Below are 26,044 nucleotides of genomic sequence, written 5' to 3'. Positions count from 1 at the left end.
TAGACGACATATCCGGCGCCAGTCCGCGCCGGACAGGCGTCGGTGGATTGTCAGGATCGGAGAGAGTGGATGCAGGCAAAGTCTGCAACGGCGTCCAACTGTAGGAATCCATCGGATGCCCGTTGTGCCCACTCGGCGTCCGCAATAAATCATCGCCAATTGATACCGGCAGGCTGTGACAGACGACGCAGCAAGTGCAATGCGAACCTAGGGGTTACCCATGCTGCGTGAACTCGGTCTCGAACCGTACTATCGAAGCGATCGTCATCGTCTTGCGTACGATTTCTACGAGCCCTGCCTCGCCCAGGCGTGTCGGTATGACCGGGCGGTCGGCTACTTCACCAGTACGTCACTAGCTGCAGCGGCCCGCGGGCTTCGGGCCTTTGTCAGCCGGGAAGGCCGGATGCGACTGGTTGCCTCTCCACACCTGACGGATGAGGACGTGAAGGCTATCCAGGAGGGTTATGACAGCCGTCATGACGTTGTCCAGCGGGCGCTGCGGAGAGCACTTCCCATTGAGATACCTGATCCGGTTCGCCGACGTCTGCAATTTCTGGCGTGGTTGATTGCTGAGGAGCGGCTAGATGTCAAGATTGCTTTGGTGGAGGGTGAGAATCATCTCGGTGTATATCACGAAAAGGTTGGAATCTTCGCTGACGAGGTGGATGACATGGTCGTGTTCACCGGATCCGCCAATGAATCTGTCGGTGGTCTGCTCGCCAATTTTGAAGCTCTTGAAGTGTTCCGCTCTTGGCTTCCCGAAGACGCAGCGAGAGCCCATAGATGGGCCGACGGCTTCGAAGCACTCTGGAGCAACCAGACTCCAGGCCTTCTAGTCTCAGACTTTCCTCAGGACATCAGCAACCAGATCGTCGAACGATATAAGCCGAGCCGGCGCCTGATACGAGGCCGGGAAGAGCTAGATGATGTTGCGGGCCGGGAAGAGCTAGATGATGTTGCGTACACAGCCAGTGAGAGAGCGCCTTTCGGTATCCCGAGGCTTCCTGATGGTCTCCGCCTGCGTGAGTATCAGCAGGATGCCGTGCGAAGCTGGTTCGCTGCCAACGGCCGCGGCGTATGGGAGATGGCAACGGGCACCGGCAAAACGTTTGCTGCCTTGGTAGCAACAGCCCATGCTTACCGACGCTTGGCTGATCATGGCCGTGCGCTGGCTGTGGTGGTGGTGTGTCCATTCCAACACTTGGTGGAGCAGTGGGCCGGCGCTGCGGCGGAATTCGGAATCCGGGCTATTCGGTGCTCCGGGGGACGTGCTAGGTGGATGTCGACGCTCGGGACAGCGCTCGCAGCAGCGAGCGCTCAGGAGATCCCGTTCGTCCTTGCGGTGGCTACTAACCAGACGTTTGCAGGCGACTCATTCCAGGCGCACTTGCGGTCGTACCGGGGAGACCTGTTGCTCATCGGCGACGAGGTTCACAATCTTGGAGCCCCGACCCTGAACCGTGCACTACCAGAGAGCGCGGCCTACCGCCTGGGCCTGTCCGCTACGCCAGAGCGTCACTTCGATCCGGAGGGAACTTCGCAGGTCTTCGCCTACTTCGGTACGACTGTGTTCGCTTACACTCTCGCGCAGGCTATCGCGGCGCACGCCCTTGTCCCGTACCGCTACTACCCGATCCTCGTCTCTCTCACCAGTGACGAACAGGAAGCGTACCTGTCACTGACTCAACGTATCGCCCGGCTGGCAGCCAAAGATGATGAACTCATCCCCGAGGCGGCGCAAGGCCCTCTACAGATGGCATTGTTTCAACGTGCCCGCCTGACTGGCCGGGCAGAAGGCAAGATCGAGGTTCTGCGGCGCCTCATCAAACCTCTCAGGCATACAAGCCACAACCTCGTGTACTGCGCCGACTCTGGCGTAGCCAACGGTGGTGTGAGCCAGGTCGATGCAGTTGTGCACGTTCTTGGCAGAGAGCTGGGTATGCGAGCCAATACCTACACGCACCTCACAACCTCGCAGGAGCGCGACGAACGCCGGCGACGATTCGCTTCTGGAGACCTGCAGGCATTGGTTGCCATACGCTGTCTCGATGAAGGGATCGACATCCCGGAGGCCAGATGCGGCTTCATCCTCGCTAGTACCACTAACCCGCGCCAGTTCATTCAGAGGCGTGGGCGCCTCCTGCGTCGTTCACCTGGTAAGGAGCGGGCCGATCTATACGACTTCATCGTGGCCCCTCCAGAGGTATCCTCGGACCGGAAGGTTTGGCAGGTTGAGCGTCGGCTTGTCGGTCGTGAACTGCTGCGGGTTGTGGAGCTGGCCGACGCAGCCACGAATGGCCCCGAGGCGATCGGGCGCCTGCTGGAACTGCGTCGCCGCTATGAGCTGCTGGGGATCTAGCGATCTCGCTCATCAGGGAGCAAGATGACTAATAGCAACGAGGAACAACAGGCCATTTTCCGCGACGTCTCTGCTGAGGTGAAGGCAGTCGCTGGAGAGGTACTCCGCTTGGAAGAGGACAAACTCTACCTCAGTCGACCGCGTGGCATTGTCGAGGACATCACCGATGTTGTCAAGAGGATCGTGACATGAAGCTTCTTCGCCTCGTCCTCCAGGACTTTCGCCAGTTCCTCGGCACCCAAGATCTCGAGTTCGCATTCGATACCCAGGAAAATGTCACTGTGGTATACGGCGCTACCGGCACAGGCAAGACCACTCTTCTCAACGCATTAACCTGGGTGCTTTACAACAGCTTTACTCCAGATTTCGAGCAGCCGGAGCGTCTGGTCAATGACCATTTCATGGCCAGCGCCCCGCCGGGTGTTGAACGGTCAGCAAGTGTAACGCTGGAGTTTGAGCATGAGCGCTCACGGTACCTGCTCCAGCGGCGGGTCACAGAGCGCCAGGACCATACAGGGCGACGAGAGAGGGTCAACAACCCTGAAGATGACGTTTCGCTGACCTACACCGATGAGGGCGGCCGGAACCATGTGCAGCGTAATCCCAACGACGCAATCGACCGCATCTTACCTGAGCGGCTGCATCAGTTCTTCCTCTTCAACGGTGAGCGGATTGAGCGCCTCGTCGACCCAAACGCCTATGAAAAGATTGAGGGAGCTATCAAGACGCTCCTGGGCTTGGAGGTAGTCGAGCGCGCCATCCGGCATTTGCCGGAAGCCCGCAGGCGGCTCGAACAGGAATTGCGTCAGGTGGGCACCCCCGAGATATCCCGACTGACCGACGAGATCGACAACCTCGAGGCAAGAGGCGAACAACTCGAAGAGCAACTTGTCACGCAACGGCGGAATATAGCTGCGCTAGACGCCGAGCTCCAAGAGATTGATAGCAAGCTCCGCTCTCTGGAAGAAGCGCGCTTGCTGCAGGAAGATCGCGACCGTGCCGACGCAGCTTTCCAGGAGGCCAAGACCAGACTTCGGTCTCTGCGTGAGCTCATCGCTGAAACAATCAACGACAGGGGGTTCCTCGCATTTACCGAGTCGCTTACTGATCAGGCAGCGGGGATGTTTGGCGAGCTGCGGACGAAACGGGAGATCCCTACTCCAATGAAGCGCCAGTTCGTAGAGGATCTCCTTGAGTCAGGAGAGTGTATCTGCGGTACGCAGCTGCTGGCAGGCAGTGAGCCGCACCGCTATGTCACCGAATGGCGCCGACGTGTGGGGCTGGCTGACGTAGAGGAAGCTTGGACCCGTATCAGCGCCTACGCTGATGATTTTCGGCATGAACGAGATGCCCTTGCTCGGAATCTTAGCCACCTCACCGGTGAGCTTGCCGTGGCCCGCGCAGACAGCGATCGCTATGAGCAGGAGCTGAGCGAGATCAGCCGCAAGCTGGAGAGATTTGGCGGCGAAGAAGTACGGGCTGTCGAAGCCCGAAGGCAGAAGGTTAACCGTGATCGGGACCGGGTCAATCAGGAGATCGGCGGGCTCAGTCGAGAAATTGAGTCTGTAGGTCGTCGATGTGAGGAGTGCAAGGGAGCACTGAAGAGGGCACAGGTCCAGTCACAGCGGGCAGAGGTAGCTAAACGTCGTGTCGAGGTTGCCGATGGAGCTTGCCAGCTCTTCCGGCAGATTAGGGACTTGCGGGCACAAGATGTTCGAGAGCAGCTAGACGCCCGAATCCGCGAAATCTATTCTGCCATCAGCTACAAGCCCTACCGTCCAGAACTTAGTGAAGACTTCCGCCTTACCCTGCGTGGTAGCGATGGAATCCTGCCGGTGGCAAAATCTACAGGAGAGAACCAAATTCTCAGCCTGTCGTTTGTAGGCGCGCTCGCAGCGCTTGCTCGCGAGCGCCATGATGAGGCGGCACAGGCTACTGGCTCGGCGCTGCTTAAGATCACTGGTGGCGTTTTCCCCATCGTAATGGATGCTCCATTCGGGACCCTGGATGAAACGCCACGCCGGGAGGTCGCCGGTGGCTTGCCGTTACTGGCGCCGCAGGTAGTCATCTTCGTCTCCAAGGCTCAAGGCCTTGGGCCGGCGGAGGAGGTGCTGAGGCCCAGGACCGGGCGGTCTTGGGTCATCCGCTACATGACTCCGAAGGCCGATGTCTCCCCCGAAACTATTGAGCTGCCATCTGGCAGCTACCCTTACGTGGACCTGGCATCTGACGGCGTCGAATGCGCGAAACTCCTGGAGGCGTGATGCCCACTCACTCGGAAGGTAACCGTCAAGAGCTCACTGGATCAGGGCGCGGACAGGCGGCGCAACGACGGCTGAACCGCCCGAAGGACAAAGACGATCTCCTGCAGCAGCTCACTGAGCAAGGGCCTTTTCAGGAATACCGCGACGTCCTAGTCTTCGCAGCGGCCTTGGGCTGGCACAAAGACCGGAATGCTCCACTGGGTGTTAGAGGGGAGCCGATCCGCTGGGAGGTTGCAACGAACAGGAGGGGAACGGAGTTACTCGTTAACATGATCGCTGCAGTGGAGTCCGGGGACCCGGAGATCCTGGCCACCGACCGGTTCGACGAACGTCTGGACATCTTCGAGAGATATGCAAACGGAGGCCTGGAAGTACTGCGAAGGATACTGGCCGCTGACCCTCGGCCGCCGGTTGACGTAATCCTCGGGTTGGTGCAAGGTCTGTGTCGATCCGCTGCCGAAGGAGAGACTATTGACCTCAGCTCAGCAGCGGACTCTCTAGAGTTCTAGTCGTGGAGGGACTCCCGTTCAGCCCGGACCCAGTAACTTCGGTAAAAGCGTTGCCTCGTGACTGCTGCCACGACCGGACCTCTCCCGGTTCAATCTCCACGCTGTGAGGGAGATATAGGCCTGCTGCCTTGAGAGGAAGCAGGCCCGTGATCTACTTCGCGGCGATGGCGATGAGGTCTTGAATGGAGCGTAGGTCCTGGCGTCCAGCCAGGAAGCCGATGCCGCGGTGTACATGGATGAGCAACGTCCTACTTACAGCGACGTCTGTGGGATCCTCGCCGTCGGCCGCACACCTTTGCTTCAGCAGGGACAGGTAGATGTCGCCGTAGGGGCCAGCGAAGGTCTTCCAGGCGATCTCGACGTTGGAGTCAGTGGTGATATCCCGAACAAGTGGAGTGGAGGGGTCGCGTAGGGAGAGAACGAGCGCCCATCGGCATAGCTCATTCCACTGAGTTAGTCCGGTGTGGCGCTTGAGCCAAGCTAGTTGATCTTTGGCAGCTTGAGACAGTCGTATGGTGATCTCAGACGGCATGCAAGGCTCCCTCCGTCCACCAGTAGCCACGCTTGATGCTTGTGGAAAACGTGTCGTCGTCATACACCAGGACATAGCTGTGAGCGATTGAGGGCTTCAACCGTTGCAACAGAGGCTCGTCGATCTCCTCGTCCGTGGATAGCAAGAGCACCTGCTGGCCGGCGTCTGGAAAGTAGCGATCGACGAGGTGCTCTCGGTGGCGGCTATCCAGGCGGCCTAGAGGTGTGTCGATTATGGTGGGGAGACGATTGCCGGCAACCTTGGCAAGGCCCCAAAGCAACGAGATAGCCAATAGTTGACGCTCTCCCGCGCTGAGTCGGGCCGGATCAATCGGTTCCCCGTCACGATCCGTGAGAATGAGTCGGAATCTGCCAGTGTCGATCCGCAAGTCGCTAATCAGCCCGTTCTTCCTCATCAGCTTTTGAAAACTACGGAGGACAGCTACTTCCAGACTGTTGATGTGCTTGCGCAGAAGCGCCTCGCGGAACCGCTCCAAGGTACTGCGAGCCTTCTCTGCATAGGCGACTATGCGCTGTAGCTCTTTCTCACGAATGCGGGCCTTAATTCGCTGTTGTTGCAAGCGCTCCAAGTCCGCTTCAAAGCGGTCGCGGCGGTTTTTTGCCTCCTCCAGCAGCCCACTGTTGTGTTCTACCGCCGCTTTAGCTACGGCAACCGCGTCCATAGCCTGCTGACGATTCTCGATGAGGACCTTGATTTGCTGATCATCGGGTACAGCAGCTAGAAGGCGATCGGCTTCTTGGAGCAGATGTACCGCTTCATTGACGCTTTCAAGCAGTTCTGTAGCGCGGGTCGAGTCTGCCTGTAGCACGTGATCCATCGTGGACAACTTCTGCGCAAGGGCTCTTGGAAGTTTCAGGTCTTGCATCAGCTCTGCAGCGGACTCCCGTTTGCTGCGGTCGACGGTTAGCATCCTCTGCAATGCCGTACGAGCCGATGCGGGCACGCTGTCGGGCAACTGCTCGATTAGCCACGCGTCACGTGCGTGGAGGATTCCGACTATCGCCCGAGCTTCGATTGCCCCTTCCTCGCGCACAGCTTGCTCCCGCAGTGTGGCAAGTTGCTCGCGCAATAGCATTAGCGGTAGAGGCCCTGTGGCTAGTTCACGGAGCGCCTTTTGCGTTTCGCTAAGTCGCGTTGCTATCGCATTTCTTCGCTCTTCAAGCCCACGACGGTCTTCATAGAGGCGGCCTCCAGCGCGTTCAAAAGCACGCTCAAGCTTTTCTAGCTCGAACTGTGCGCGCTCGAAGCGCGTATTCGCGTCCGCCAAACGCTGGTTTTGGTCAGACACCTCTTCGCCCGCCGCCTGGCGCTTGATCTGCAGGGCATGAAGCTGATCGAGGACCTCCTGGTCTTCATCCGAGAGCCGCTGGCGGCGTTGAAGGGCAAGGAGGTCTGTACGCAGCTGTTCTACCGCCCGGACACCCAGAAGGGAGTGTACTGCTGCCTCTATTACATCGGCAGCTCGGCTGGGATCGGCCAGTTGCTCGACCTTTTCTCCGTCAAAAAAGAACAGTGAGGCGACCTCAAGGGGCAGGATCTCTTCGACATGCTCGGCCCAGCCTTCGCTAATACTGTAGCTGTGCTGTCCATCAATGGCTACGTCTAGGCTCTCTCGCAGTTGCTTGCCATTGACGCTCCATGTCCGAACCACCTGATAGATGCGCGGATGGCCTTCGACAGTAATTGAGAACTCGAGCTCAAGCCTGGCGCCACGAGCTGGATCGCTAGCGCGGTTGATACTTTCACGAAGATACGCGTCATAGGAGCGGTGTTCGCGCCCGCTACAGCGGGCTCTTGGGCCGTATAGTACAAGCTGGATGGCATCCAAGAGTGTCGTCTTTCCGCAGCCATTCAAGCCGCCGATCAAGACGATGGGGTGCTTCGACTTTACGCGCAAGTCCAACGAGTGCTTGCCCCGGTACAGGCCGAAGTCGTGGAGCGTTAGCTTATGCAGGTGCATCGGTGGTCTTCTCGTCCAGTGTTTCTTGGGTCAGATCGTCCTCACGCAGCTGCTGCAACTCACGGGCGAATTCGACGGCGTCGTCAGCGTCCTCGTAGTAGCCCTTCTTGATGGCCTTCTCCAAGGCGTCAAACAGGCCAGCTCTTCTAGTCCTGGTTCGGTACTGCCGCTCGATGGCGAGAAGCTCGCGCGTCATCGAAAGGTGGATTGGGTCGTCCTCACACGCATCCTTGAGGAGGCCAATTTCCTCGGCGCCCAGAACGAGCTGCTCGTCTAGGGGGAGGCCGGGGAATTTTTCTCCGACGGCTTCTTGGTAGATCTCGGGGAGCGAGTCCTCGACTTCGTGCTTCTCGAAGACCCAAATCCTGCGGATTTCGTGTAGCTCCTCTATCGAAATAAGTTCGATATTGCGCACGTGCTCAGGTGCCTTCTTGCGAACCTGAGCTTGTGCATTAAGTAGCTTGCGCAACCAATCCTCGCGTGCAGACTGCTTGTATGGGCCTCGGATAGTCCCATCATGAAACAGCTGAACGGCGCCGTTCATACGTCTGAAGTCCCTGGTCTCATTCTCCTTGTTTACATCGTCGAGTTCGTTACGTAGCTTCAGCAGCGGTCGCATCCACTGCTTCTCTTCGTCGTTGCGAATCATGGCTGTCATGGACTTGTCCTGCTCGACGAGAGTGCAGGTCCAGCAGCCGAAGCGACTGTCTCCACATGACGGCGTGGTGTCGTCGACAACCAAGGGACACTCAGAGTCATCTGACGCCCCTTGATACATCGACAGTAGATCTTTGTTCCGATGGCCCCACGGATTGGGGTACTGCATGAGGAAGGCCCAAACTTCGTCTGTAGACCATGCCTCTATGGGGCTGTAAACAAGCGAGTTGGGCAAGTTCCCGTTAGGAGAGAGGCGTTCGCGCACGCGACCCTTCTCATGTCTGGCCATCGCCCGGGCTCGTGCATGACTCTCCGCTTTGCGAATACCGAGCACCAAGATGGCTTCGCCATGTCGGCGAACGACTCGCCGGATGAAAGCGTTCGATGGCTTGATCTTTAGACGCTCGGTGCACCACCGGAATTTTGGGCGGGGAGCCGGATAGCCGCGACCGATCAAGTTGACCCAGAAAGTGTCCTTAATCTGAGGGGTCAACTTGTGTGATTCGATGGGGAGGTCTTGCTGGTTTGCGGCTGTCCGCATGGTGTCCAAGGACTGGCTAACCCAGGCGGAGACGACGGGGTTTTCTACCAACGTGTCCGTGCTGATCACATGCACCGGCTTGACGCGTTGATCTGCCGGCAGCTCCTTGAGCGCTAGCCAAACAAGCTGAAGGACAGCGGTGGAGTCCTTGCCCCCGCTGTATCCGACCACCCAAGGCACCTCGTCAGCCATGTATAGCTCACGGATCTCCTCCGTTAGCTCACCGACGATCTCCGCAAGAGGCCTGTCCTGAAAAGGTGCCGCCGACTTGGGGGTGCTCATGACTCTCCTCGTAGATATGCGTCTTCCATGCGCTGTTCTTCTGCGCTCAGAACGAGCTCCAGGTGGTGACGCAAGTAGTTGGCGGTCAAGGTCAGGTGCTGGTGGCTCTTGGACACGCGGCCCCCCGATAGCGCGCGCCCTTCCCAGTCGGTGTTGGCGCGTGACCAGTCCACCAACGAAAGTCGGGTCAAAGTCTGTGCCCAATCCGGTGGGGCCAACGACTCTCGCAACAGCGAGTTGCCTACCCGCCCCAGAGCGTGCAGAGCGATCCCGTGGCTGTGGAGGTAGTCACGCCGGACCTCCTGCGCTGATAGCTGCCGACGCCGCACCATTTGCCACTCTGGGATCTCTGAGTCGATAGCAGTCCAGTACGCCTCGGCCAGCTCGTGGGCTTGATCCTTGCTGATCTTTAGACCCTGCAACAGAGACTGAGTGGCGTAATACACCGAGCTCAAGGTGAAGAGCTTGCGAGAGCGCTGGGACAGCGTGCTGCTCTCCATCTCCACGTATCCCTTGAAGACCGACGCTCGCATGGTGACCAGTCGCACCGCGGCCGCTAGGTCGTCGCGGTGATCATACAGAAGCCCGATAGATCGTGGAGGTCGTACGGCATGTCGATTCAGATCAGCGAACATCTGCTGGCAGCGTGCGAGGCCGGAATCCTGGAAGAAGACCACGGCGATCGTCTCCTCGCCGAGGTCGGGGTTCTCCTTCAGCGCCTGCTCAATCGCGGCACGTCGGTGCTGGCCATCGTTGATCAGGAACCGAGCAGCCATTGAGATCCGGATCTGGCCCACACGCATCGCCACGCCCCTGTCAGCGATGCCCTCGAAGTGGATGTCACCATCGACGGACGCGGTTAGGGCGCTGAAGACGTAGTCATTGGGGTTGTTGACGATGTAGCGGGTTAGTGCCGGGAGGCGTCCCTTGTTCAGGGTGCGCTGAGCTCGCACCTCGGGCGCAAGCTCGTCCTCGTCGTAGAGGAAGATCTTCGGGATGAGTCGCAGCGGGCACATGGACACATAGAACTCACGACCTGCCTGGATGCCGCGGATGGCGGGAAAAATGTACTCAAACCCGGCAGACGTCGCCGTTTCTACAGACTCAGAAGCTACTGGAGCACCCACGCGATCACGCTATCGTACGTCAGGGAAAAGACGTACAGGGCTTACAGGATAACGTTAAAGGTGGGTTGGGCCGGATGGCGACATACCTCGATGTGGCGGCGACGACCCGTGTCGACCAGCGTGTGGCTGACGTTGTCATGCACTGGATGACTGAGGACTTCGGCAACGCGGGTAGTCGCACGCACGAGTACGGCACCCGTGCCAAGCGCGGAGTGCAACGCGCCCGCGAGTACCTGGCGGCCACAGTAGCTGCCGAGCCGGATGAGTTGATCTTCACCAGCGGTGCTACTGAGAGCAACAACATCGCTCTGCTAGGGCTCGCCCCGTACGGTGAGCGCACCGGCCGACGCCACATCATCACGTCGGCTATCGAGCATAAGGCGGTCCTTGAGCCGTTGGAACACCTGGCAGGCCGCGGCTTCGAGGTCGACTTCCTCAGGCCCGGTTCTTCAGGCCGCATCTCCGTTGATGAAGTCACGGAGCGGCTACGGCCTGACACCCTCCTGGTGTCGCTCATGCACGTGAACAATGAGACAGGTGTGATACAGCCTGTCGCCGAGCTGGCGCGCAGACTGCGAGCTACGCCCACGTATCTGCACGTGGACGCCGCCCAGGGGTACGGCAAGTTGCCCAGCGATCTTACAGCGCCTATCGACATGATCAGTATCAGCGGACACAAGATCGGTGCGCCTAAGGGCATTGGTGCATTGATCGTCCGACGGCGAGCGGAGATGGATGACGAGAGGGTTCCGCTAAAGCCGATTATGTTCGGCGGGGGGCAAGAATGGGGCCTGCGTCCGGGAACGCTACCAGTGCCTCTGATTATGGGTCTTGCCAAGGCGGCCGAAATTTTCCAGGACGAGCGCCCCGAGTGGGAAGAGGGCGCCAGAGCGCTGCGTACTCGGCTTCTGCAGGCGCTCGAGTCCGTCCGCTTTCGTATCAACGGCGATCAAGAGCACATCGTGCCGCACATCCTTAATGTCACTATTGAGGATGTGGATGCCGAGGCGTTGATCGTCATGCTCAAGGACACGGCGGCAATCGCAACTGGATCCGCCTGCACGAGCGCCTCCTACACCCCGAGTCACGTGCTTCGCGCCATGGGCTTGCCGGAGGAGGTGGCGTCTAACGGGCTACGCTTTTCGTGGGTCCCCGTGCAGGCGAGTGATCTTGAGGTAGAGGAGTTGGCCCGAATCATCTCGAAGCTGCAGCCACGCAGCTAACGATTTCATTTGCGGTTACGCACAAGGCGGTGTCCGCGCAGCGCTCTTCCACAGCGCAGGAGTTCCTGCTCCCAGCCGCTCTCTTTGCCGATCAGGTGGGGGCGCTCATACAAACCGGCACGTAGCTCTGCCCCAGTTAGCCGCCGGTATTTATCAGCGTCAGGGTCATCGGGGTGGAGAAACTCGTGCTTACGGTGCAGCAATGGCCGGTTGTCGGACGCACTATAGGATCGATAGGTAGTCTTGAAGGTCATCAGGTCCACTTGGTAAGACGTAAGTAGGCGCGGGTGCGGGTCGGTATCAAAGTCTGGGTAATCTAGCCAGCTCACCGCCCGCTCCTGATGGCAGAGCTTACCGACTGTCCAGCCATGTGGCCTGCCGGCGGCGATCGACGCGCAGTGCTCATAGAGTCGCAGCACGGTGGGTATCCGCTCTATGGCTCGCCTGTGGACGTACAGCGCGGTCGGGGTCACCTTTCCCGCCTTCGAAGCGGTCATTGCTCGACGGACGTAATCGTCGTCCCGCAGTTTGAGCAGCAGCCGGTCGGCGCGCTGACACGCTTCTTTGTAGGAAGAAAAGAACGTGCGGATGTCCAACTGCACGGTCAACGGCAGGCGTGTGAAGGGACCTCGGCCATTGAACAGTTCGACCGCAAGGAACAGCAGCGTGTTGAGGGTTGTGCGCTTGGCTCCCTCGGTTAGCTTGGCAGGTTCGGCGGCATTGCTTACGAGCCGCCGAACCTCTTCTGGACGCAACTGTCTGAGTTGCTGAGTCATTCGCGGGGGCAATTCCTCTATCCGAGGGGGACGCCCACGCCGCTCTGCATAATCGATCAGGGCGGCAATAGCGGATGACGTATCGTCGGAGGTCAGCCACTGGTCGCCGGTGAAGATTCGGCGAGCGAGATAGGTCAAGCGAGCTGCGTCGTCCTTGAAAGCGTACACAACTCCAGGTGCTGCTGAGACGGCTCGGACTCCAGTTACATCCTCTACGAATTTCCGCAGCTCGCTCGCGTCGAAGAAATGCTGGAAAGTTTTGCGTCGAGTAAGTAGCCCATCGCTGAACTCCTCACCTTGGACTTTGGATCGCTCCCAGGTGAGACGTGCAGAAACAATCAGAACTGTACCTGCAAGTTCCCATGCGTGCGCCAACGTACGGCGCCGCTCAGCGGGATCCTCGATGACGTTTACAACGTACGTGAGGAGAACGATCGCTGTTGGCTGGAGCCGCACATCGGGCTGGTAGAAGGGGTCCCAACCAACTGCTTCGCATCCCATTCGCCGTAGAGCGCGTACATCGCCTCCGCGGCCGCACCCATAGTCGAGTACTGAGCTGCCCGGCAGGATCTGCTTATCCAGGACCGCCTGACGGGCTGGAACGGACAACGCATCTCGGGTGATAGCGGTCAGTCTACGTTTAATGCTCCGTGTTTCCGGAATCACATAATCACGCCCTCGTGCAATCCCCTCACGGCTGAAGGTGACAGCGATCTCGGCAGGGAAGTGCTCCGAACAGCCTCTATGTCGTGACGCATGTTTGTATGGCCTCGTGAGGCTGTGTTGTTGTATTTCCGTGCCGTAGGACCTCGATCTCAACGGTCATGAGTAGGACCCTATCTACGGGAGATCTGCTTCGAGCTGCTCTTCAGACAAAGCGGTGGCGGGCGCTGCTGAGGGGGCAACCACGTTGTTCGATGGCAAGCGGACCCGGAGCGCAGGGCCGTCAGGCCCGAGCACCGGAAGCCGCGCGGCAGCCGATCGCCCGACCATATCTGGCGAGAACCGAAGTGAGCGATCGTCACGGCGTAAATTGACGACTACTGTCGACTATGCGCGTGCGGGCGGTGGCGGCCGGGACCGGCCGGAGAGCCGCAGCCCGGCCTGCCAACCGCCCGAGCGCGGTGGGCCGCCGCAGGCGGACCACCCTTGAAACCGTAGAGAAAGTTCTCATCCATCGGTCCCGACACGGTCCTGGACGTGGATCTTCGTGTCAGCGTATGTCCCTGATCTACGGCCATACCGCGCTGCTCGCTGCTGTCATGCGCTTGCTGCCTGCCGGGAAACGAGTTCAGCCGATGTGCGGGCGGTTGTCCTGGAGGAAGTGGCTGATCCTCATACGCATGGAGCGGTGCATCTGGCAGTTGTCGAGCTCGTCCTGCGGCACCCAGCGCACTTCCCGAGATTCGCTGCTCGGAGTCGGCCGGCCGCTGACGGCCTGGGCGGTGAGGACGATGGAGAACTCCTGTCGAACCTCGCCGTTGCTGGTGTAGAGGATGACGTGCTTGGGATCGCTGTAGGTGCCCACGATGCCAGTGATCTCGCACGTGATCCCCGTCTCCTCCCGCGTCTCCCGAACGGCGGCCGCAGGGATGGACTCGCCCAGGTCGATCGCTCCGCCGGGGAGTGCCCAGTTGTCGTTGTCGGTACGGCAGATCAGGAGTAGGTCGCCGGCCTCGTTGGTGACGACGACATTGACGGAGGGCACGAGGCTGTTCGGCGCGGGTGCGTTCGGGTCGTCGTAGTAATCGATCCGCCGGTTCACATTCGGGAGCCTACTCGGGACGCGCTGTGCTGTTCAGCTTTCGGCGGGCTCGGCTTCGGGTGGTGGGCTGACGAAGCTACCGAGGTTCGGCACGGTGTAGATCAGGCCTTCTTCGCGTAGTTGGCGGATCGCCTTACGGATCGTGTCGCGGGCTACGCCGAACTCCTGGACGAGGCGAACTTCCGAGACAAGGTACTTTGGCGGGTATTCGCCATCGCTGATGCGTGCGCGGAGCACGTCGGCGATCTGCTGCCAGCGAGGGCGATCCGGCTCGAAGTCAATCACAAGAGCTAAGGGTAGAAAGGGGGCGCCACGGGTCTTCACTCGCCTATATGGACCTATCGGTACCCCTAGAGGCCCCGTGGGGTCTATAGGGGTAGACAGGCTCTCTCCTTGGCTTTTACGCTGCCCGTATGGCAACAACGAGTTACGAGCTCGACGCGCTTCGCGCTCGGTTCCCCGCCTGGTCGTTCTTCTGTAGCGACGCCGGAGTGTTCTACGCGACTCGCCGCGGTGTCCAGCTCCGGAACATCGACATCGACAGAGGACTGCACCAGACAGTGAGTGCGTGCGACATGGACAAGTTCGTTTCACTGGTTGAAGACGAGGCGCGGAAGGTGGTGAGGTCGTGAGGCTCCCGCCTTCGCACTTCGAGTATCACAGCCTGCACGTGGCCGCCCCATTCGCGCAGTCCGCCCGGGTGGACTGGGCTCGGCCTCTGTCCCCTACCGAGCGAGTGCGGGTACGCGAGCATAGTTGCGTGTGCACGTACCCGATGTTCGAGTTCTGCACGCTGGGTGGCTTGTGGTTCGTGCGGCAGCTCATCTCCGAGGACCCCAAGGAGATCTGGGAGAGTCCGCGCATTCGCGCGCGGCCGGCACGGGAACTGTGGCTGCAGATCATGACCGGTCAGGCCCGCTGATCGCCCGGCATCATCTGCTGTTCATAGAACGCGGCGGCCGTCCGCTGAGCTATCTCCTCGGGCGTGGCTTGGTCACTCCGGATCCGGCGGGCGAACAGCCCGTCGCCGTTGACGGACAAGTCGGCGAGGGCCTCGTCCCACGCCCGAAGGCGCTTAGTGGTGTCGTGGTCCCCACGCTCGCGGGAGCGCCGCTCGCAAACCTCGCGTGGGGTCCAGAGCAGGACGACAAACCACGGGCTGACCTGCACCAGCTGGCGGATGCCTGAGATGTCGCCCAGGTGGACGACCGGCACCCGTCCGGCGGCGTTGAGCCGGTCGACCTGCTCGCGGTCGATGGCATACGTGTTGCCGTAGCGGTGGGATTCGACCAGTAGCCGCCCCGCTGCCCGCAGTGCGGCAAGCTCCTCGGCGCTCACGAAGTCGTATTCGGTGCCGCGCCGGTTCCCCGACTTGAGTTTGCGCACCAGCGTGAACCGCGGGTCGAGCTGGGCGAGGGCGGTGGTGACGGTGGTCTTGCCGCTGGCCGGTGGACCGTACAGCACGATGCCCATCATGTGAGGATCCGTTTCAGGGTTTCGCGGGTCTGGTCGGCCAGGCTGATCGCAGCGCCCAGCCGGTTGTCCACGGTGATGTGTGCCGTGGATGGGCTGCTCTCGGTGTTGAGGCCGCTGACGTACTTGTCCCAGTTGTCGAGCTTCCAGGAGTCGCGGGGGGCTCCGCGGAACTCGATGTACTCCCGCATGGATTCGGGGTCGCATCGCACCCATACCACTGCCACGTCGATGCCCTTGGCTGCGCACCGGTTGGTCAGGCGGGACACCCAGTCAGGTTCGGCCAATTCGGCGATGAACGGGGCCGACAGGATCGCCGAGGTTCCGACCTTGAGGTTGTCGAACGCGGTTTCCATCAGGCATCGGTACTCCAGGGGGCGGACCTCGCGAAGGTAGAGATCGGTGTGCCGGTCATGGGGATCGCCGCCGAGGGAGATGAGCAGGCGTTCGGCCATGGCGCGGGTCAGGGAGTCCTTGTCCAGGAAGGCCCAGCCGGTGACGTCGGACAGGAAACGGGAGAATTCTGTCTTGCCGGACCCGGCGTAGCCGCCGACGAGGGTGAGTATGGGCTTCGGGCTGCCCTGCCCGTGGCGGCGTCGCCAGGCATCCACAACGCGGTTGAGAAGCGCGTTCTGTTCGGCGTTGGATGGGGCGCCTGAGACCTTGAGCAGCGTTTCTTCGATCACCTGCGCGGCGGCGTTGTCAGTGGCGGGATCGGTGGGTTGAGGCAAATCCGAGATGGAATTTTCCACTTCGGCTATTTCACCGGGAAGCGGCAGACGGAAACCCAGCGCGGGTTCATTTGCCTGGTATAGGAGGCAGTACGCTCTCCGGTAGTGAGGTCCGGGATACACCGATCCCTGTTCATGTGCCCAAAGTGTCTGGAAATTAGCGGCCGGCGCGGTGAGGCCGTGGCGTGCGGCCACCCGCCGTAGCTGATCACCTGCGGCTTCGAGGGTGAGTCCGTGTGCTTCGCGGTGCTGTCGGAGGACCAGCGGTTGCCATCCAGGGCGGTGAATTGTCTTCATCGCATCCTTTTGCGCACTTCAAGGGGCGTGCAATGTGTAAGCGCATGTGTAACCGCCGTGCAGGCAGCAATGAAGAAGCTTAGCTAACGCTCCGTGATACTCACCAGCGCCGATACGCGATGAACTAACGGCATCCCCGCCGGGATAACGACTGATCAGAAAGGGGGTGCCGGGTGACCGAAAATCAGCAGATCATCAACGAACTTCAGGCCATTCGGTCTGAAATGGAGGAGTTGGCCTGCCGGGTCAGCGAGATCGCTTCGGCCCTTGGAACACGGCCTTCTCCAGATCCGCGATCCGCTCGCCAAGAGTCGCCAGGGTGCTCCGCATCTGAGCAAGCTGCTCCATGACCTCCGACGAGGCCGGCTCCTCGACCGATGCTGCCGCGTCCTCGCGGACGAACACGCCCTTGCCCTGCTGGCCGACGATCAGGCCCTCGGTGCGAAGAACGCTGATCGCTGCTTTGACCACGCTGGCGGACACGTCGTAACGCTGGCACAACTGGGCAGTCGAGGGCAGCGCAGCGCCGGACGCAAGTGAGCCCGTCCTGATCTGCGAACGAAGGTCGTCGGCTATCTGGAGGTAGCCGGGGCGACCGGTCTTCTCGACCATCCGAGGCCTTCCGTGAGGGTGGCGTGCCCCTCCAGTTCAGCACAGCCCGTACGACATGCCAACCAAGTCTTCGTGGAAGCCCTTGACAACTTAGAATTCCAAGCGTTCTATGTATTCTAAGAGTCCGAACGAACGAAGGAACCACACCATGCGAACCGTCCCCATCCCTGTGGACACCGGCAAGCTCGTCATCACCTGCGTGAAGGCCCCGCGCCCTCGCGTGCTCAACCGCGACACCGGCGAGATCAAGACCGACAAGAACGGCAACACCGTCTACGAGGTCACCGTCTCGGTGGAGGACGAGTCGGGCCGGATCGAGCTCGTCAAGATCGGCATCGCCGGAGAACCGCCCATCAAGGCTGGCGATGCCGTCAACGCGGTCGGTCTGCTCGGCTACGTCTGGGAGATCGCCGGAAAGTGGGGCATCAGCTATCGCGCCGCCGCGCTGCTCCCGCAGCAGGAGGCCGCGAGTGTCTGACCAGTTCCTCACGACGCTCGGAGTCCTGGCCGCAGTCGCGGCCGGGCTGTGGGCCTGGCGCCACTGGCATTACCGGACCTTCTGGCTCGTGATCGGTTTCCCGCTGACCGCGATCAGTGTGCGCGCCTCGTGGCGCAAGGTCGCCCTCGGTTGCGGCCTGACCAAGAAGCGGCAGCGCTTCTGGTTCACCACAGTCCCCGGCCTGGTCGCCTCGACCGGCGTTGTCCGTGTCCGGCGCAAGTGGCAGCGCATTGCCGTGGACACCAAGCCGTTCATGTGGCTGCCCATGCCGACCCGCTACGGCTGGCGGGTCACCCTGCACACCTTGGAAGGGCAGATTCCCGCCGACTACGCCGACGTCGCCGAACGGCTGGCGCACTCGTGGGGCGTGCACGCCGTGCGCGTCTCGTCTGACAAACCGGGGCGGATACGGCTGGCCGCCACCGTCCGTGACCCGCTGGTCAAGGTCGACGAACTTCCACTCTCTACTGAACTCCTCAAGGTCACCGTGGGACGGCTGGAGACAGGTGGACTGTGGGTCGTCGATTTCAAGACCGTCCCGCATTGGATCAACGCGGGGGCCACGCAGTCCGGCAAGTCCAACCTCGCCAACGCGCTCATCGTCGGTCTGGCACCGCAGCCGGTGGCGTTGGTCGGCTTCGACCTCAAGGGCGGCGTGGAGTTCACTCCGTACGCGCCGCGCCTGTCCGCGCTGGCCACCACCCGGGCCGAGTGCGGCGGACTGCTGGATGACCTGGTGGCGCTCATGACCGACCGGATGGGTGTGTGCCGGATGGCCTCGGCGCGCAACATCTGGCAACTCCCACCCGGCATGCGTCCGGTACCGGTCGTGGTCCTGGTGGACGAGCTGGCCGAGCTGTACCTGATGGCCGACAAGTCGGAGAAGGAGGAGATCGCCAGGACCTCTACCGCGCTCCTGCGGGTGGCGCAACTCGGGCGGGCGTTCGGTATCTATCTATTCTGCTGCGGCCAGCGCATCGGCTCCGACCTCGGCCCCGGCGTTACGGCTCTCCGAGCGCAGTGCTCGGGACGCATCTGCCACCGCGTCAACGACCCCGAGACCGCCACCATGACCCTCGGCGATCTCGACCCGGCGGCGCTCGACTCCGCTCGCGCCATCGCCGCCGAGACACCAGGCGTCGCCATCGTCGCCTCACAAGACGGTCAGTGGTACCGCGCCCGCTCCTTCTATGTCAGCGAGCAGGCTGCCGAAAACGCTGCCCGCACCTACGCCGACCTCGCACCGTCCTGGGACGAGGTCATGGCGGCCCAGCCTCACCAGATCTCCGACTCACAGACCGCCTGACCGGTCGAGAGGAGGAACGATATGCGCCGCTTCGCCGCCTGGCTGCTCGACACCGGACCCGTCCTCGTCCTGGCCGCCATCGCGGGGGCCGGTTCCTTCACGCACATCCGCGACACGGCCACCGAGAACGGCCAGGACGGCTGGATGGCCTGGGCCATCGCCATCTGCATCGACCTGACCTGCGTCATGGCCGCCCGTGAGCGCCAGCGGGACAGGAAGACCGGCAAAGCGCCGCGTGGCCTCGTCTCCTGGCCCGTCCTCGTCCTGACCGGCGGCATCGTCCTGTCCCTGGCCGCCAACCTGCAGCAAGCCGACCCGACCGTCTGGGGCTGGATCACCGCAGCCACCCCGGCCGGCGCCTTCCTCGTCGCGGTGTCGATGCTCGAACGTCGCGCCACCGTAGCCCGCACCGAACCGTCCACAGACGTCCCGCAGACGTCCTCGTCCTGGGCGACAGCGTCCCCGTCCGTCCCGGACAGGACGCAGTCCGTCCCGCAATCGGACCGTCCCGCCCTCGTCCCCGCAGACGAGAACGAGGACGGCCAGGACGACGGACCCACACCCGACCCGCAACTGATCGACTACGCCCGCCGCGTTGCCAGCGAACACCACGCCAATCACGGCAAACCCATCACGCGCGACCTACTCCGCGCCCGCCTGGGCGTGTCCAACCAACTCGCCTCGGACCTGCTCCGCACCCTGCGGACCACACCAGAAACCTTCTGAAGGAGCACCATGCACGATCACCGCAGAGCCCTCATCAACGGCCTAATCAACCTGGCCATCTTCCTGGAAGCCCATCCCGACGTCCCCGTCTCGTCCAGCCTCACGCTCCACCACTTCCCGGACCACGACAACGACGACGACCTACGTGCCGAGATCGACCAGATCGCCGCTCGTGTCGGCTCTGACATCGACTTCGAGGACTCCCCGTACGGCCACTACGCGACCTCGGTCTTCTTCGGACCGGTCGAGTACCGCGCCGTGGCGATCCTCGCCGCCGCCCGTGCCCGCCACGACGCCGATAACAGCTACCGCGGCTGCATCGCGCCCGACGCCAACTAGGAGAACCACCATGCGCATCCGCCTAGAAGGAAACCGCGCGGAGATCATGCTCGGCATGATCCACCTGCGCGAAGTCTTCACCGTCACCGCGATGTCCCGGGCGTTCCCCGACCGCGCCCACCCGCGCAAGTACCGCGTCTACATCCGCGTCATACCGCGCGACAACAGGTGATCACCATGGACGCCATGCTTGCTCACTACCGCTGCTGCACCTGCAACGGCACCGGCCTCACCGACGACCAGACCTGCGCCGACTGCGACGGCAGCGGCATCGACAACCACGGCGCATAGCCGTAGCGCCCCCCGCCTGGCCACACATCCGCCAAGACGTCCGCCAGGCCGGGGGCCATCCACACCAGCGTCACTGGATAGGACGGAACCCATCTTGCCCCACCTTGCCCACAGCCATGCCGTCGCCGGAATGATCGACCGGCTCCACCAAGCGGACTACGACCGCTGGGCCTGCCAGATCAAGCGCACCGGCGGCTGCCGCCAGCCCATCCACCTGCGCGGCAAGGTCGAACACTACGACCAGGCCACCGGACAACTCCTCCACCGCTACACCACCCGCACCGAACCCAACGGCGTCCTTCGCGTGCCGTGCAAGACCCGCCGCGCCTCACGCTGCCCAGCCTGCGCCGAGGTCTACCGCGCCGACACCTACCAACTCGTCCGCGCCGGCCTCATCGGCGGCAAGGGCGTGCCCGAGACGGTCAGCGCCCACCCGTGTCTGTTCGTCACGCTCACCGCGCCATCGTTTGGAGCGGTCCATGTTCGGCGGGAGAAGAACGGCAAGGTCCTGCCCTGCCACGCCCGCCGTGACGCCGAGACGTGCTCACACGGACACGTCATGTCCTGCACCGCCCGGCACAGCGCCGACGATCCACGCCTCGGGGAGCCGCTCTGCACCGACTGCTACGACTACGACGGCTCGGTCCTGTTCAACGCGATCAGCCCGGAGCTGTGGCGGCGCTTCACGCTCGCCCTGCGCCGCCGCTTCGCCAGGCTCAACGGCCTGACCGTCAAGGCCCTGCGCGAGCAAGTGATGATCTCCTTCGCCAAGGTCGCCGAATACCAGCGCCGCGGCGTCGTCCATTTCCACGCGGTGATCCGCCTCGACGGCCCTGACGGCCCCTCCTCGCCGCCACCGGTCTGGGCGAACGCCGATGCACTGGCGGAAGCTGCCCAGCACGCGGCGGTAGTCGTCACTGCAGAGATCAAGCCGCTCAACCGAACTTTCCGCTGGGGGACACAACTCGACGTCCGCCGCATCACCATGAACGGCGACCTCACCGAGCAGGCCGTCGCCGCCTACATCGCCAAATACGCCACCAAAGCCGCTGAATGCGTCGGCACCCTGGACCGACGCATCCAACCTCTCGACAACCTCGATGCTCTGCCCGTCCGCGAGCACGCCCGCCGTCTGATCGCGGCCTGTATGCGCCTGGGCAACCGCTCCGGCCTGGCCGACCTCGGGCTCAGCCGCTGGGCTCACATGCTCGGCTTCCGTGGTCACTTCTCCACAAAGAGCCGCCGCTACTCCACCACTCTCGGCGAACTCCGTGCCGCGCGTGAGGAACACATGCGCGCCGAAGAGATCACCACCGGACGGCTCCCGCTCTTCGATGAGGACACCGTCCTCGTCATCGGCCACTGGGAGTACGCCGGTCAGGGGCTCTCCATCGGAGAACAGGTCCTCGCGGCTGCGCTCACCGGTACCCGTCTGACAACGGCCGGTGGTGATGGCCGATGAGTAGGCGAGATGAGCTGCTGACTGTCCCGCAGGTGCTCGCCGAGCTGGGCGGCGTGTCCCGCCGCACCTTCTACCGCTGGCGCGAACTGGGCCGTGCGCCTGCCTGCGTCCAGTTGCCCAACCACGAGCTCCGCGTCTGGCGGAGCGATCTCATGATCTGGCTGGACTCGCGACGGGAGACGGTGTGAACACCACGTACGACGTGAAGCTCGGCGCGATCCAGCACCGCCTGGACCGCGACACGCCTACGTTCATCGCCCGTTGGCGCGTGGGAGGGAAGCCGAAATCCAAGAGCTTCCGGACCAAGGGCCTGGCCAATGCCTTCATGTCCGACCTGCGGCAGGCGGCGAAGATGGGGGAGGAGTTCGACATCGTCACCGGATTGCCGGTGTCGATGCTGGCGCGTGCGTCCACTGGCCCGACGTTCTTCGAGTTCGCTCAGGCGTACGTGCTCCGCCGCTGGAGCACCTCGGCGCCCCGCACCCGGGAGACGGACGCCTACGCGCTCCTGTCGCTGGTCCCTGCCCTGGTGGCTGACGCGCCGCGGCGTCCCACGGCCGAGGAACTGCGGGAAGTCCTGAGGACCTACGCGCTCATTCCGGAGAAGCGGCGCCCTGCCCTGACCGCGGCCCAAACCGCGGCATTGGGCTGGCTGGAGCGGGCGTCTCTTCCGCTGTCCGAGCTGAAGGAGCCGCATGTCCTCCGTACGGGGCTCGCCGCCATTTCGGTCACCTTCGCCGGAACTCCAGCCGGAGCGAACACGGTACGGCGCAAGCGCACCATCCTCCATCACCTGCTGGAGCATGCAGTGGAGGAAAAGGTGTTCGGCAGCAATCCACTGGACGGGATCAAATGGACGGCTCCGAAGGCGGTCACGGTCGTCGATCCGCGTACCGTGGTCAACCCGGTCCAAGCGCGGCAACTGCTCGACGCCGTGCCCAAGGTGGGCCGCAAGCGCGGACCTCGCCTCAAGGCGCTGTTCGCCTGCATCTATTACGCGGCGTTGCGGCCGGAAGAGGCGGCGGACCTGCGGCTGACGAACTGCACGCTGCCCAAGACAGGGTGGGGCCTGATCGTCCTGGAGAAGGCGCGACCGCAGGCGACGAAGCGCTGGACCGACTCCGGCCAGACTCACGAGTCGCGCAGTCTGAAGCACCGCGCGGACAAGGAAACGCGTGAGATCCCAATCCCGCCCGTCCTGGTGGCAATGCTCCGCGAACACATCGCCGATTTCGGCACGGCCAAGGACGGGAGGATCTTCAGCACGAGAACTGGCGGCACCTACTCCAGTTCCGCGCACTCGTACGTCTGGCAGGAAGCCCGCAAGCTCGCGCTCACTCCGGCTCAGGTCGCATCGTCGCTGGCTGTCCGGCCGTACGACCTCCGTCATGCGGCGGTGTCGCTCTGGTTGAACGCCGGCGTCCCGGCTCCTGAAGTCGCCAAGAGGGCTGGACACAGCGTCGACGTCCTGCTGCGGGTCTATGCCAAGTGCATGGACGGCCAGCAGGAGCAGATCAACGGCAAGATCAACGACGCCCTGGACACATAGCCCGCATTAATCCGCTTCCGGCCCCGCTCGTCCCGGGGCCGGTTCGTCTTGCACCGCTGTCTTTGCCGAGTCATTCCCCCTCAATGTGGGGGTCCTGCGGCACGCTGGCAGGCACGGGCGGCCAATAGGGAGGATCATGCACGAAGACCAGAACCACCGCACCCCCTCGCCCGAAGAACTACGCCCGCTGCGGCGCCCGCCGTACGGCCTGCCGCTCCGAGACCGGCGTCGGCCTGGCGCCGAGTCTGACTCCTTCGGTTGGCGGAGGTACTCGACTCCCACTCCACCAGAGCGATCACCGCAGCGAGATAGACGTTGGCTGGCTCGGCCGGCGCTTGTCGCCGGTCTCCTCGGGTGCGTTGCCTTCAGCATCTGGTCAAGTTCCTGGGGAACGGACAGCGCCGCGTCACGATCGAACGCCGCTTTGACGCCGACATCCGCCCCGAGCGTCGCCGGGCGCTCGGTCGCGCCCACTCCATCTCCGACGCCTTCGCCACGAGCGCTACCCTCGACAACGCCCCGGCCAACTCCCAACTCGTCGAAGAGTAAGGGGAAAGCGCCAAGGCCCCACCGTCGATCAGCTCTCCCGGCTGTGCGGAGCCAGCGTCATCGAAATGAGCTGCTGGCTCCGCCCGCGAAGACCGTGGTTCCCGCGGACCGCGCGAGGAAGACCAGAAACAACGATCCACGAGTCAGAGACAGCAAGCCAGCGGTGCCGTGGATCGCCGCGCAGTGTGACGCACGCTTCCCGCCTTCCCGTCCCGAGTTTCGAATCCGTAACTGGGCCTGTCACTCCATCCTCGGATAGCGCTCGAGAGCAAGGGAGAGCGCAATGGGCCTTGCTGCGATGTCCGCCCTGAAATCCGGCAATTTCTGCCACAGTGCGTGTAATTCCGGTTGCTTATAGGGATGTGTGAGGCATTTACCGGGATTAGCTGTTGTGCTTGACTCCTCCTTTGTAGCCACACCCTCTGGGAGGGTCTATGGGGGAGTTCGTCGGGATCGACCCCAGCCGGGCGGAACAGCTCATGCGCGAGATGGAGGGCGGCAAGGACGTCCTGGGACGCACGCGGCACGGGCTGGAGGCGGCCATCGCCGAGGCGGGCGCGTCGTGGACCGGCCCCGCAGGAGTGACGGCCATGCACCGGTCCTGGGCGTTCTTTGACGAGACGCAGCGTGATCTCAAGTGGCGGATGGACACGCTCAAGCAGATGGTTCCGAGTTCCGGAAATGGCCTGCTGAGCGTGTTCTTACCCTTCGACAGCGAAGCCGAGGCCGCGCGTCAGGGGAAAGCCGATGCGAAAGCCATCACGGATGCACTCAAGCAGCATGAGGTCGAGAGCTCGGTAGAGACCTGGCGGATGGTGACCGAGGCGACAGGGGCGACGAAGGAGAAGCTGAACGATCCCGCGTACGCCGCCGCCTTGCTGAAAGCCCTGGGGCCGGACAAATTCCGTGCACTGTTCATGCACTGGATGAAAGACAAAGGTCCGGCCATGGACAGAGGGCTTCCGCCGGCTGTGCTTCAGCAGGGCCGGGAGAGTCTGGGACCACTGGCCGAGGCGTACGCCAACGCGGAACGCGCCGGGCGGCTGGGGGAGGAGTGGCGCGGCAAGTTCATGGAATCCACTCAGCCCGGCGTACTGACCGCACTGATCGCGATGTCCAAGCCGTCGAGCAGACTCCTTAATCAGGTGGCGCTGCGTGTGCTCGGCCGCCCACTGGGGGCAGACCTCCCGACCAGCCCCAATTGGAATCTGAACGCTCTGGTGGAGGCGTACAACGCCGACCCACAGGCATTGCAAACGCTCCTGGCTGACAACAAGGACGCCGCAGGCTGGCTCCTGCATCCCCAGCGCGCCCGGATGAGCGGCGTTGACGGCCTCGAAGCGAAGCTCGCGGGAGCGCTGGACAAGGCGTTGAACCCAAACGCCGGAACAGCCGATGTCCGCGATCGAGCCTGGTTCAACATCATTCGGGGAATGGGCGCCGAGAACAGCCCGTGGATCGGCGGTTCGTGGGGCACGATCAAGGATTCTCCGATCAGTGAAACCTTGGCCAAGAACGTGGCCCCCTATCTCGACCAACTCGCCCGCGGACAATCCAAGCGCGACTCCCCAGAGCTGAAGTCGACCTTCCCCACGTCGCCATGGGACACCCTCGCCCCCGATGACGCTTCCCGGTTCATGGGCAGCTTGATGCAGGACAAGGACGCCGCGAACATCCTGATGAAAGCGTCACAGGACTACACGCTGGGCCTGGACATCGGCCGGTTCCGCCCCTTCGGAGACGAGGCCACCCAGGACCAATACACCTCCCGCGCGGCACTTGCCGGAGGTGCGGCGAATCTGATGCTGAGCGGCTCGACCCATGCCGAGTGGACCGACGACGAATACGCCGACTGGCTCGCAGGGGTCGCGCTGCTGCCCGTCTCGTGGCTCTCCAACAAGTACTGGCCCATCCAGGACGCCAACGTGGCCACCGCCCGTGACGCCGGGATGGACGAGGCCAAGGACGGCCTCAAGGGCGTGATCACGGATTACTTCGACAAGAAGACTCCGGCCACGGCGGAGTCCGTCGCGGACGGCATCGTCCAACAACAGGCCGATTGGGTGAATGAATCGCTGGCCCGGCACGGACAGAAGCCGTTGACTGACTCTCAACGTAATGAGGTGCGTATGGCGTTCCGCGGGCGACTCTATGACGCACTTGTCACGGCGCTGAAACAACGAGGAGGGTGAGT

25 protein-coding genes are annotated in these 26,044 nt (G+C 62.5%); 15 read left to right on the top strand and 10 right to left on the bottom strand.

Going from position 1 to position 26,044, the window contains the following annotated elements:
• Positions 1–220: 220 nt before the first annotated feature.
• The 3 genes from ACBJ59_RS58090 (at position 221) to ACBJ59_RS58080 (ending at position 5,132) form a co-directional block, all read left to right on the top strand.
• A complete protein-coding gene (locus ACBJ59_RS58090; protein ID WP_375118559.1) occupies positions 221–2,359 on the top strand; it encodes a DEAD/DEAH box helicase family protein in 2,139 nt (712 codons plus the stop codon).
• A gap of 188 nt (positions 2,360–2,547) precedes the next feature.
• Positions 2,548–4,623, top strand: a complete 2,076-nt coding sequence (locus tag ACBJ59_RS58085; RefSeq protein WP_375118558.1) for an AAA family ATPase — start codon at positions 2,548–2,550, stop codon at positions 4,621–4,623.
• Complete coding sequence (locus tag ACBJ59_RS58080) at positions 4,623–5,132, top strand: DNA phosphorothioation-associated protein 4 (RefSeq protein ID WP_375118557.1); 510 nt, start codon at positions 4,623–4,625, stop codon at positions 5,130–5,132. Before ACBJ59_RS58085 ends, ACBJ59_RS58080 begins: the two co-directional genes overlap by 1 nt.
• 151 nt (positions 5,133–5,283) lie before the next feature.
• Here ACBJ59_RS58080 and dndE read toward each other — a convergent pair whose 3' ends face one another.
• From dndE to dndB, 4 genes are read right to left on the bottom strand one after another with little or no spacing between them, the layout of a single operon-like run.
• Positions 5,284–5,664, bottom strand: coding sequence for a DNA sulfur modification protein DndE (dndE, locus tag ACBJ59_RS58075; protein WP_375118556.1), 381 nt, complete (start codon positions 5,662–5,664; stop codon positions 5,284–5,286).
• Positions 5,654–7,645, bottom strand: a complete 1,992-nt coding sequence (gene dndD / locus ACBJ59_RS58070) for a DNA sulfur modification protein DndD (protein WP_375118555.1) — start codon at positions 7,643–7,645, stop codon at positions 5,654–5,656. Before dndD ends, dndE begins: the two co-directional genes overlap by 11 nt.
• Positions 7,632–9,125 (bottom strand): DNA phosphorothioation system sulfurtransferase DndC, encoded by a 1,494-nt coding sequence (dndC, locus tag ACBJ59_RS58065; protein WP_375118554.1) that lies wholly within the window; start codon positions 9,123–9,125, stop codon positions 7,632–7,634. Before dndC ends, dndD begins: the two co-directional genes overlap by 14 nt.
• Positions 9,122–10,252: a DNA sulfur modification protein DndB gene (gene dndB, locus ACBJ59_RS58060; RefSeq protein WP_375118553.1), complete on the bottom strand. Its 1,131-nt coding sequence runs from the start codon at positions 10,250–10,252 to the stop codon at positions 9,122–9,124. The genes dndC and dndB overlap by 4 nt, the downstream gene beginning before the upstream one ends.
• Before the next feature lie 74 nt (positions 10,253–10,326).
• Here dndB and dndA point away from each other — a divergent pair, with 74 nt between their 5' ends.
• Positions 10,327–11,475, top strand: coding sequence for a cysteine desulfurase DndA (gene dndA, locus ACBJ59_RS58055; RefSeq protein ID WP_375118552.1), 1,149 nt, complete (start codon positions 10,327–10,329; stop codon positions 11,473–11,475).
• A 5-nt stretch (positions 11,476–11,480) separates the two neighbouring features.
• Here dndA and ACBJ59_RS58050 read toward each other — a convergent pair whose 3' ends face one another.
• The 3 genes from ACBJ59_RS58050 to ACBJ59_RS58040 form a co-directional block, all read right to left on the bottom strand.
• Positions 11,481–12,917, bottom strand: a complete 1,437-nt coding sequence (locus tag ACBJ59_RS58050) for a DNA phosphorothioation-associated putative methyltransferase (protein ID WP_375118551.1) — start codon at positions 12,915–12,917, stop codon at positions 11,481–11,483.
• Between the two features lie 625 nt (positions 12,918–13,542).
• Entirely contained in the window at positions 13,543–14,016 is a 474-nt protein-coding gene (locus ACBJ59_RS58045; protein WP_375118550.1) for an NUDIX hydrolase, read from the bottom strand.
• Positions 14,017–14,049: 33 nt separating this feature from the next.
• Positions 14,050–14,301, bottom strand: coding sequence for a GntR family transcriptional regulator (locus ACBJ59_RS58040; RefSeq protein ID WP_375118549.1), 252 nt, complete (start codon positions 14,299–14,301; stop codon positions 14,050–14,052).
• A gap of 343 nt (positions 14,302–14,644) precedes the next feature.
• Here ACBJ59_RS58040 and ACBJ59_RS58035 point away from each other — a divergent pair, with 343 nt between their 5' ends.
• Positions 14,645–14,938 (top strand): hypothetical protein, encoded by a 294-nt coding sequence (locus tag ACBJ59_RS58035; protein WP_375118548.1) that lies wholly within the window; start codon positions 14,645–14,647, stop codon positions 14,936–14,938.
• Here the strand turns inward: ACBJ59_RS58035 and ACBJ59_RS58030 are convergent.
• From ACBJ59_RS58030 to ACBJ59_RS58020, 3 genes are all read right to left on the bottom strand, one after another.
• On the bottom strand, positions 14,926–15,492 hold the full coding sequence (locus ACBJ59_RS58030) for a guanylate kinase (RefSeq protein ID WP_375118547.1): 567 nt from the start codon (positions 15,490–15,492) through the stop codon (positions 14,926–14,928). The genes ACBJ59_RS58035 and ACBJ59_RS58030 overlap by 13 nt on opposite strands.
• Complete coding sequence (locus tag ACBJ59_RS58025; protein ID WP_375118546.1) at positions 15,489–16,517, bottom strand: AAA family ATPase; 1,029 nt, start codon at positions 16,515–16,517, stop codon at positions 15,489–15,491. The genes ACBJ59_RS58030 and ACBJ59_RS58025 overlap by 4 nt, the downstream gene beginning before the upstream one ends.
• 246 nt (positions 16,518–16,763) lie before the next feature.
• Positions 16,764–17,129 carry a winged helix-turn-helix domain-containing protein gene (locus ACBJ59_RS58020; RefSeq protein ID WP_375118545.1) on the bottom strand — a complete coding sequence of 122 codons (366 nt, stop codon included), beginning with the start codon at positions 17,127–17,129 and terminating at the stop codon, positions 16,764–16,766.
• Positions 17,130–17,277: 148 nt separating this feature from the next.
• Between ACBJ59_RS58020 and ACBJ59_RS58015 the strand changes: the two genes are divergently transcribed.
• From ACBJ59_RS58015 to ACBJ59_RS57970, 10 genes are all read left to right on the top strand, one after another.
• Entirely contained in the window at positions 17,278–17,607 is a 330-nt protein-coding gene (locus ACBJ59_RS58015; protein ID WP_375118544.1) for a hypothetical protein, read from the top strand.
• The gene (locus tag ACBJ59_RS58010; RefSeq protein ID WP_375118543.1) at positions 17,600–18,934 is read left to right on the top strand and encodes an FtsK/SpoIIIE domain-containing protein; all 1,335 of its coding nucleotides are present in this window, start codon (positions 17,600–17,602) and stop codon (positions 18,932–18,934) included. Before ACBJ59_RS58015 ends, ACBJ59_RS58010 begins: the two co-directional genes overlap by 8 nt.
• 21 nt (positions 18,935–18,955) lie before the next feature.
• Complete coding sequence (locus ACBJ59_RS58005; RefSeq protein WP_375118542.1) at positions 18,956–19,660, top strand: DUF2637 domain-containing protein; 705 nt, start codon at positions 18,956–18,958, stop codon at positions 19,658–19,660.
• 9 nt (positions 19,661–19,669) lie between these two features.
• Positions 19,670–19,999 (top strand): hypothetical protein, encoded by a 330-nt coding sequence (locus ACBJ59_RS58000; RefSeq protein WP_375118541.1) that lies wholly within the window; start codon positions 19,670–19,672, stop codon positions 19,997–19,999.
• Between the two features lie 10 nt (positions 20,000–20,009).
• Positions 20,010–20,171, top strand: a complete 162-nt coding sequence (locus ACBJ59_RS57995; protein WP_375118540.1) for a hypothetical protein — start codon at positions 20,010–20,012, stop codon at positions 20,169–20,171.
• Positions 20,172–20,420: 249 nt separating this feature from the next.
• Entirely contained in the window at positions 20,421–21,752 is a 1,332-nt protein-coding gene (locus tag ACBJ59_RS57990; RefSeq protein WP_375118539.1) for a replication initiator, read from the top strand.
• Positions 21,749–21,940, top strand: coding sequence for a helix-turn-helix transcriptional regulator (locus ACBJ59_RS57985; RefSeq protein WP_375118538.1), 192 nt, complete (start codon positions 21,749–21,751; stop codon positions 21,938–21,940). The genes ACBJ59_RS57990 and ACBJ59_RS57985 overlap by 4 nt, the downstream gene beginning before the upstream one ends.
• Positions 21,937–23,301 (top strand): tyrosine-type recombinase/integrase, encoded by a 1,365-nt coding sequence (locus ACBJ59_RS57980; RefSeq protein WP_375118537.1) that lies wholly within the window; start codon positions 21,937–21,939, stop codon positions 23,299–23,301. The genes ACBJ59_RS57985 and ACBJ59_RS57980 overlap by 4 nt, the downstream gene beginning before the upstream one ends.
• Positions 23,302–23,655: 354 nt before the next feature.
• Positions 23,656–23,850 (top strand): hypothetical protein, encoded by a 195-nt coding sequence (locus ACBJ59_RS57975; RefSeq protein WP_375118536.1) that lies wholly within the window; start codon positions 23,656–23,658, stop codon positions 23,848–23,850.
• Positions 23,851–24,284: 434 nt separating this feature from the next.
• Entirely contained in the window at positions 24,285–26,042 is a 1,758-nt protein-coding gene (locus ACBJ59_RS57970) for a hypothetical protein (RefSeq protein ID WP_375118535.1), read from the top strand.
• Positions 26,043–26,044 lie beyond the last annotated feature (2 nt).

It is taken from the genome of Nonomuraea sp. MTCD27 (genome assembly GCF_041950495.1).
GTDB lineage: Bacteria > Actinomycetota > Actinomycetes > Streptosporangiales > Streptosporangiaceae > Nonomuraea.
Note: the sequence above shows the minus strand (reverse complement) of the source record. Positions and strands in the feature narration are given on the sequence as shown.

Excerpts from the sequence above, each read along its gene's own strand:
- ACBJ59_RS58090 (WP_375118559.1), top strand. The coding sequence starts at position 221 with ATGCTGCGTGAACTCGGTCTCGAACCGTACTATCGAAGCGATCGTCAT.
- ACBJ59_RS58085 (WP_375118558.1), top strand. The coding sequence starts at position 2,548 with ATGAAGCTTCTTCGCCTCGTCCTCCAGGACTTTCGCCAGTTCCTCGGC.
- ACBJ59_RS58080 (WP_375118557.1), top strand. The coding sequence starts at position 4,623 with ATGCCCACTCACTCGGAAGGTAACCGTCAAGAGCTCACTGGATCAGGG.
- dndE (WP_375118556.1), bottom strand. The coding sequence starts at position 5,664 with ATGCCGTCTGAGATCACCATACGACTGTCTCAAGCTGCCAAAGATCAA.
- dndD (WP_375118555.1), bottom strand. The coding sequence starts at position 7,645 with ATGCACCTGCATAAGCTAACGCTCCACGACTTCGGCCTGTACCGGGGC.
- dndC (WP_375118554.1), bottom strand. The coding sequence starts at position 9,125 with ATGAGCACCCCCAAGTCGGCGGCACCTTTTCAGGACAGGCCTCTTGCG.
- dndA (WP_375118552.1), top strand. The coding sequence starts at position 10,327 with ATGGCGACATACCTCGATGTGGCGGCGACGACCCGTGTCGACCAGCGT.
- ACBJ59_RS58030 (WP_375118547.1), bottom strand. The coding sequence starts at position 15,492 with ATGATGGGCATCGTGCTGTACGGTCCACCGGCCAGCGGCAAGACCACC.
- ACBJ59_RS58025 (WP_375118546.1), bottom strand. The coding sequence starts at position 16,517 with ATGAAGACAATTCACCGCCCTGGATGGCAACCGCTGGTCCTCCGACAG.
- ACBJ59_RS58020 (WP_375118545.1), bottom strand. The coding sequence starts at position 17,129 with ATGGTCGAGAAGACCGGTCGCCCCGGCTACCTCCAGATAGCCGACGAC.
- ACBJ59_RS58015 (WP_375118544.1), top strand. The coding sequence starts at position 17,278 with ATGCGAACCGTCCCCATCCCTGTGGACACCGGCAAGCTCGTCATCACC.
- ACBJ59_RS58005 (WP_375118542.1), top strand. The coding sequence starts at position 18,956 with ATGCGCCGCTTCGCCGCCTGGCTGCTCGACACCGGACCCGTCCTCGTC.
- ACBJ59_RS58000 (WP_375118541.1), top strand. The coding sequence starts at position 19,670 with ATGCACGATCACCGCAGAGCCCTCATCAACGGCCTAATCAACCTGGCC.
- ACBJ59_RS57995 (WP_375118540.1), top strand. The coding sequence starts at position 20,010 with ATGCGCATCCGCCTAGAAGGAAACCGCGCGGAGATCATGCTCGGCATG.
- ACBJ59_RS57990 (WP_375118539.1), top strand. The coding sequence starts at position 20,421 with ATGATCGACCGGCTCCACCAAGCGGACTACGACCGCTGGGCCTGCCAG.
- ACBJ59_RS57985 (WP_375118538.1), top strand. The coding sequence starts at position 21,749 with ATGAGTAGGCGAGATGAGCTGCTGACTGTCCCGCAGGTGCTCGCCGAG.
- ACBJ59_RS57970 (WP_375118535.1), top strand. The coding sequence starts at position 24,285 with ATGGGGGAGTTCGTCGGGATCGACCCCAGCCGGGCGGAACAGCTCATG.